Raw genomic sequence first — 7521 nt, forward strand, 5'->3', positions numbered from 1 at the left:
GCCGCGCCTTTGGGCGCGCGATCCGCCGTGCCGGTCTGAACCGGCGCCCGGCATAGCCATATCGCGCGGCCGTCCCCCCCCCCGGACGGCGTTCCCGTGGCGGCCCTTGGCCCTGCCGCGATGCTGTGGCAGAACGGTCGCACGCGGCCGCGAAAGACAGGGGATTCCACGCATGAGCAATTCCGGCACCAAACCCGGCAACGGCCAGCATCTGCACCTGATCGACGGATCGGCCTTCATTTTTCGCGCCTATCACGCGCTGCCGCCGCTGACCCGCAAATCCGACGGGCTGCCGGTTGGCGCGGTCGCGGGCTTTTGCAACATGCTGTGGAAATACATCGAAGATGCGCGCGGTGACGATGCACCCACCCATGCGGCGGTGATTTTCGACCATGGTTCGGTGACCTTCCGCAACAATATCTATGATCAGTACAAGTCGAACCGCCCCGATCTGCCCGAGGATCTTAAGCCGCAATTCCCCCTTACCCGCGAAGCGACGCTTGCCTTCAACGTCGCTTCGATCGAGGTGCCGGATTACGAGGCCGACGACATCATCGCCACCTTGTCCTGCCAGATGCGCGATGCGGGTGGCCGGGTGACGATCATCAGCAGCGACAAGGATCTGATGCAACTGGTCGGGGACGGGGTCGCGATGCTGGACCCGATCAAGAACAAGCTGATCGGCCGTGATGAGGTGTTCGAGAAATTCGGCGTCTATCCCGACCGGGTGGTCGACGTGCAATCCCTTGCCGGGGACGCCGTCGACAACGTGCCGGGTGCGCCTGGAATCGGGATCAAGACTGCCGCGCAACTTATTCAGGAATATGGCGATCTGGACAATTTGCTTGCCAGCGCCGAGCAGATCAAACAGCCCAAGCGCCGCCAGACCCTGATCGACAACGCCGAACAGATCCGTCTCTCGCGGCGGTTGGTGACGCTTGACTGCGAAACGCCGCTGGATTTCGGCCTGGACAAGCTGGAGGTCAGAACCCCGGACCCGGAAAACCTGATCTCTTTTCTGAACAAGATGGAATTTCGGACGCTGACCAAACGGGTTGCGGACCGTTTCGATGTGGACGCGCCGGCACCGTCGCCGGTTCCCGCGCCGATTCCGGGGTCCGCTACCACCGCGCCGGCGCGTGCGACGGCCGAGGCCCCCGCGGCGCCCGACATGCCGCCCATTGATCGCGGCGCCTATGTCACCATCAGTGACGAAGCAACGCTTGCCGCTTGGCTAGCCGAGATCACCGACAAGGGCGCGGTGGCGATCGACACCGAAACCACCGGACTTGATGAGATGCGGGCCGATCTGGTCGGGGTGTCGCTGTGCGTCGAGGCCGGCAGGGCGGCCTATATCCCGCTTGGCCATGTGCTGGGACAGGCCGATCTGTTCGGCGGCGGCGCCCGGGCCGAGGGGCAGATGGCGCTTGACCGGGCGCTGGCCCTGCTGAAGCCGGTGCTTGAGGATCCGGGCGTCCTGAAAATCCTGCATAACGCCAAGTATGACTGGAAGATCCTGGCGCGATACGGCATCCGCATGACGCCGGTCGATGACACCATGCTGATGTCCTATGCGCTGAACGCGGGGCGCCACAATCACGGCATGGACGAATTATCGGAAACCTACCTTCACCACAGCGCGCAGCCGATCAAGGATCTGATCGGCTCGGGCAAGGCGCAGATCACCTTTGACCGCGTCGCCATTGACGCCGCGACCGCCTATGCGGCCGAGGATGCCGATGTAACCTGGCGGCTGTGGCAGTTGTTCCGCCCGCAGCTTCCGGCCGAGGGTGTCGACACAGTCTATGAGACGCTGGAACGCCCGATGATCGAGGTGCTGGCCGGGATGGAGATGACCGGCGTCCGCATCGACCCCGATCACCTGCGCGCCATGTCGGGCAACTTCAGCCAGAAGATGGCCCAGCTTGAGCAAGAGGCAGAGAGTTTGGCCGGCACGCGTTTCAACCTTGGCTCACCCAAGCAGCTGGGCGAGATTCTTTTCGGCCAGATGAACCTGACCGGCAGCAAGACCGGCAAATCGGGCGCGATGTCGACCAGCGCCGACGTGCTTGAGGATCTGGCCGCCGAGGGGCATGATCTGCCGGCGCGGGTGCTGGACTGGCGGCAGGTCAGCAAGCTGAAATCGACCTATACCGACGCGCTGCCGCAGCATGTGAACCCTGAAACCGGGCGGGTTCACACCAGCTATTCCATCGCCGGGGCGCAGACTGGGCGTCTGGCCTCGACCGATCCCAACCTGCAGAACATCCCGGTGCGCAGCGAGGAAGGCCGCCGCATCCGCGAGGCTTTCGTGGCTGGTCCGGGCATGCGGCTGGTCAGCCTTGACTATAGCCAGATCGAGCTGCGCATTCTGGCCCATGTCGCCGATATTCCGGCGCTTCGGCAGGCGTTTCTGGACGGGCTCGACATTCACGCATTGACCGCCAGCCAGATGTTCAACGTCCCGATCGAGGGGATGGACCCGATGATCCGGCGCAGCGCGAAGGCGATCAACTTCGGGGTGATCTACGGCATTTCCGGCTTTGGGCTGGCGCGCAATCTGCGCATCCCCCGGGCCGAGGCGCAGGCTTTCATCGACACCTATTTCCAGCGGTTTCCCGAAATCCGCGCCTATATGGACCGCACCGTCGCGGATGCGAAGCGCGACGGTTTCGTGCGCACGCTGTTCGGCCGCCGCATTCACACCCCGGGCATTAACCAGTCGGGCCCGGCGGTCGGCGGCGCGCGCCGCGCGGCGATCAACGCACCCATTCAGGGCGCCGCCGCGGACATCATCCGCCGCGCGATGATCCGCATGCCCGAAGCGATCAGGGACATCCCCGCGAAAATGCTGTTGCAGGTGCATGACGAACTGGTCTTCGAGGTCGAGGAATCGGCGGTCGAGCCGCTGATCACGGCGGCGCGCGAGGTCATGGAAGGGGCGGCCGAGCCTGCGGTCAAGCTGTCCGTGCCGCTGCTGGTCGATGCGGGCGTCGGGGCGAGCTGGGCCGAGGCCCATTGATCCGGAACCCGCCGCCGGCGCCCGCGCCGGGCCGATGATCCGCAGCACGGCGGTCCGGGTCCGGTTCCGCCTCGCCGCCATATCCGGGCGCGTCCCGGTGGAGTAGTATCAGGGTCTCGCAGCCGCCCACAGCGCCGCCAGAGCCTCAAGCGGGTCGGGGGCGGCCCAGATTTCGGGGCCGATGGCGATGAAATCGGTGATCGGGGTCAGTGTTCGGATCAGTTCGGCGGTAAGGGCGCCCTGGGCTACGACCGGCACCTCGATCATCTCGGACCACCAGGCCAGCAGATCGGGGTCGATCGGCCCCTCGCGGCCCAGACCGCTGTCGCCGACCGGTCCAAAGGCGACGTAATCCGCCCCCGCCTCGGCCGCGTTCATCCCGTCATGGCGCGATCCGCCGCAGAAAGCGCCGACGATTCCATCGGCGCCGAGTTCCTTGCGGGCGGCGCGGACACCGCGCGCGCCATCGGTTAGATGCACCCCGTCCAGGCCATGGACCTGCGCCAGCCGCAGATGGTCGTCGATCACCACGGCCACGTCGCGGGCATGCGCGGCCTCGCGGCAGACATCGGCCAGACGGCCAAGCGCGGCCTCATCCCCGGCGCCGTTGATTCGCAGGCACGCCACCGGAAAGCGGTCCAACACATCGCCCAGCATCGGCCCGAAGGCGGCCGCATCGGCGCCGGCCGGGGTTTCCAGATAAAGCTGCGGGCCGGTGGCCGTCGGTTCGGTCTGTCTGGTTCTGTCGGTCATGGCTGCCCCCGGTCTGGTCCTGCTGAGTAACCCATACCCACCCGGATTGCCAAGATCGTCTACGGCGGCTATGCCCGCGCCTATGTCGCGCCATGCCGTTCCCGCCGACCCGCAGCAGCCGGTCATCATCCTTGTACGTCCGCAGATGGCCGCCAATATCGGCGCCGCCGCCCGGGCGATGCTGAACTTCGGCCTGACCGAGATGCGTCTGGTCGCACCCCGCGACGGCTGGCCGAACCCGGATGCGGTGGCGATGGCTTCGGGCGCGGCGGGGCAGGTTCTGGACCGCGCGCAGGTGTTTCCGACGCTGGCCGAAGCCCTTGCAGGCATCGACTTTACCTGGGCCACCACCGCGCGGGGCCGCGAGTTGACGAAACCGGTCCGCACGCCCGAGACCGCGATGAAAGCCGCCCGCGCCATGGTGGCCGGGGGGCGGCGCGTCGGCGTCATCTTCGGGCCGGAACGCGCGGGGCTGGAAAACGCCGATGTCGCCCGCGCCTCCGAGATCGTGACGGTCCCGGTCAATCCCCAGTTCGCCAGCATCAATCTGGCGCAGGCGGTGCTGCTCATCGGGTATGAATGGGGCAGGGATCACCTGCCGCCCGAGCCCGCGCCGCCCGGGCGCCGCCCGCCGGGCGAGATCCCCGCGACCGGGGTCGAGATCGAAAAACTGGGCGACCATGCGCAGGAACGGCTGGAGGCGGCCGGGTTCTTCTTCCCGCCCGAGAAGGCGCCGGGAATGCAACTGACGCTGCGCAACATGTGGTCGCGTTTGCCCTTGACGCGCGGCGACGTGCAATTGTTCCATGGCATGTTGCGGCAACTGGCCCGGAAAGACCGCGCACCGGGTGAATAAGCCGCAGCCGGTGCTGCTTGCGGCCCGCGTGCGGCGCGCCTAGTGTCGCGCCAGCCTGAACAGGGGCGCATGCCATGGCTGCCGCGCCCGCCAGAAGAAGGGAATGACCAATGGCCCGACGCCCGATCTTTCAAGAGGTCAGCGACACCCAGCCCGCGCCGCAACCGCCCTCGGGCGGGATGATCGACGCCGCGCCAAAGGGCGACCGGCGGGGAATCCGCATCTGGCTGATCGTGCTTTACGTCATGCTGGTGGCGATGATCATGCTGGGCGGCGCGACCCGGCTGACCGATGCCGGTCTTTCGATCACCGAATGGAAACCGGTGACCGGCGCGATCCCGCCGCTGGATCAAGCCGCGTGGGAGGCCGAGTTTCAGAAATACCAGCAGATCCCGCAGTTCAGGGAAGTGAACCCCGACATGGATCTGGCCGGGTTCAAGGCGATCTATTACTGGGAATGGGCGCACCGGCTGCTGGGCCGGCTGATCGGTCTGGTCTGGGCGGCGGGCTTCCTGTTCTTCCTCGCGACCCGGCGGATCCCGACCGGCTGGACGGGACGGTTGCTTCTGCCGGGCCTTCTCGGCGCGGTGCAGGGGGCGATCGGCTGGTGGATGGTGTCCTCGGGGCTGACTGGCACGCTGACCAGCGTGGCGAGCTATCGGCTGGCCATTCACCTGGGCCTGGCCTTCGCCATCCTCGGGCTGATCGTCTGGTACGTCCTGCAACTGTCGCGCAGCGAGGCCGCGCTGATGCGTGCCCGCCGGGCGGGGGAACCGAAGCTGTTCGGCATGGCGACGGGGCTGATGCATCTGGCGTTCCTGCAAATCCTTGTCGGGGCGCTGGTCGCGGGGCTGGATGCGGGGCGGATGTATACCGGCTGGCCGACGATGGGCGGCGAATGGTTTCCCGCGGCGGCCTTCGACATGACGCCGATCTGGCATAATTTCTTTGAAAACCCGGCGTTGGTGCAGTTCATTCACCGCATGCTCGGCTATCTTCTGGCGATCTACGGGCTGGTGGTGTTCCTGAAATCCCGCCGCAGCCCGCATCCGGTGACGCGCGGCGCCTTTTCCGCGATGATCGTCATGATGGTCATTCAGGTCGGGCTGGGGATCATGAACGTGATCCTCGCCTCGCCGCTCCATGCGGCGCTGACCCATCAACTGGGCGCCGTGGTGCTGTTCAGCCTGATCATCCGCGCGCGGCACAACGCGCGCTATCCTTACGAAACCTCGGTGCGGGGGACCATCCGATGAAGGCTTTCGACGAACTTCTTGCGCATCGCAGGGTGACCGAGGCGCTGTCCTCGGTCGCCGAACGGCTGAGCTGGGATCAGGAAACGGTGATGCCGCGCGGCGCGACCGAGCAGCGGGCCGAGGAAATGGCAGCGATGGAATCGGTCCTGCACGAACGCCGCACCGATCCGCGTATCGGCGAATGGCTTGATCGCGCCGAGCCGCAGGATGATGAGGATGCCCGCATCATCGAACTGATCGGCCGCGATTTTTCCCGCGCCTCGAAGATCCCGGCGCGGCTGGCGACGGAACTTGCGCGGATCACCTCGCTTGGACAGGGGATCTGGGCATCGGCCCGGGCCAATGAGGCGCCGGAGGAATTTTTGCCGACGCTGAACGAGATCCTGACCCTGAAGCGTGAGGAAGCCTCTGCGCTGGCCGACGGCGCCACCGGCGCGACCGAGCTTTACGACGCGCTTCTGGACGATTACGAGCCCGATACGAAATCGGCCGACATCGCGGCGATCTTTGACCGGATGCGGCCGCGTCTGGTCGCGCTGCGCGAAGAGATCCTTGGCGCCGACCATCAGCCCGCCGCGCTGACCGGCGCGTTTTCACATGACGCGCAATTCCGTCTGGCGCGGACCTGCGCGACCGCCTTCGGTTATGACTGGAGCCGGGGGCGCATGGATCTGGCGGTGCACCCGTTCAGCTCGGGCCGCTGGCAGGACAGCCGGATCACCACCCGCGTGGTCGAGGCCGAACCCTTCAACTGCATCTATTCCACCATCCACGAGGTCGGGCACAGTTGTTATGAGCTTGGCATCGACAGCGATTATGCGTTCACGCCGCTGGGCCGCGGCGTCTCGATGGGCGTTCACGAAAGCCAAAGCCGGATGTTCGAGAACCAGATGGGCCGCTCGCGCGCCTTCACCGAATGGCTGTATCATCGTCTGGTCGAAATCTTCGGCCCGCTCAGCACCCCGGACGCGACGGCTTTTTATGAAACCGTCAACCGCGTCGCCCCGGGCTATATCCGCACCGAGGCCGACGAGGTGCAGTATAACCTGCACATCATGCTGCGCTTTGATCTGGAACGTGACCTGATCGCGGGGCGGCTTGATACCGACGATCTGACCGAGGCGTGGAACACCCGCTTCCAGAAGGATTTCGGCCTGGCCGTGGACCGGCCCTCGAACGGGGTCCTGCAGGATGTGCATTGGTCGGTGGGGCTGTTCGGTTATTTCCCCACCTATACGCTGGGGAATGTCTATGCCGGCTGTCTGAACCGCGCGATGCGGGCCGAGGTGCCGGATCTGGACGCGGGTCTGACGCGCGGCGATGCGACCGCCGGAACCGAATGGCTGCGCGAAAACGTCCAGCGCCACGGCGCGCTGTTGCCGCCGCGCGCACTGGTCGAGCAGGCGACCGGAGAGCCGATCTCCGAAGTGCCTTTGCTGGATTATCTGGAGCGGAAATTCGGCGAGATCTACCGGCTGTAACGGGTACGGCTGGCGGGTCGCGGTCCGATCCGGGTGCGGATGCGGCGTGCAAATGCGGGCAACCCGACAGCGGGGATAAGCCTGCACGCTAGAGCGGGATCATTTCAGGCGGAATCTGGATTCACAGATTTGCTGGGATGTGATTCACCCTTC

Annotated in this window: 5 protein-coding genes; 4 read left to right on the forward strand and 1 reads right to left on the reverse strand. The window is 65.9% G+C overall.

Annotated elements, in window-relative coordinates; genetic code table 11:
- Positions 1-172: 172 nt before the first annotated feature.
- Complete coding sequence (polA, locus tag ACFSCT_RS09825) at positions 173-3022, forward strand: DNA polymerase I (RefSeq protein WP_379142338.1); 2850 nt, start codon at positions 173-175, stop codon at positions 3020-3022.
- Positions 3023-3130: 108 nt separating this feature from the next.
- On the opposite strand, the gene ACFSCT_RS09830 is transcribed toward polA, so the two are convergent.
- Complete coding sequence (locus ACFSCT_RS09830) at positions 3131-3775, reverse strand: thiamine phosphate synthase (RefSeq protein WP_379142341.1); 645 nt, start codon at positions 3773-3775, stop codon at positions 3131-3133.
- Between the two features lie 70 nt (positions 3776-3845).
- Between ACFSCT_RS09830 and ACFSCT_RS09835 the strand changes: the two genes are divergently transcribed.
- From ACFSCT_RS09835 to ACFSCT_RS09845, 3 genes are all read left to right on the forward strand, one after another.
- Positions 3846-4631 (forward strand): RNA methyltransferase, encoded by a 786-nt coding sequence (locus tag ACFSCT_RS09835; RefSeq protein ID WP_379142343.1) that lies wholly within the window; start codon positions 3846-3848, stop codon positions 4629-4631.
- A 110-nt stretch (positions 4632-4741) separates the two neighbouring features.
- On the forward strand, positions 4742-5887 hold the full coding sequence (ctaA, locus tag ACFSCT_RS09840; RefSeq protein ID WP_379142346.1) for a heme A synthase: 1146 nt from the start codon (positions 4742-4744) through the stop codon (positions 5885-5887).
- A complete protein-coding gene (locus tag ACFSCT_RS09845) occupies positions 5884-7368 on the forward strand; it encodes a carboxypeptidase M32 (RefSeq protein ID WP_379142348.1) in 1485 nt (494 codons plus the stop codon). Before ctaA ends, ACFSCT_RS09845 begins: the two co-directional genes overlap by 4 nt.
- The last annotated feature ends 153 nt before the right edge of the window (positions 7369-7521 follow it).

The sequence above is a fragment of the Paracoccus pacificus genome (assembly GCF_042680785.1).
GTDB lineage: Bacteria > Pseudomonadota > Alphaproteobacteria > Rhodobacterales > Rhodobacteraceae > Paracoccus > Paracoccus pacificus.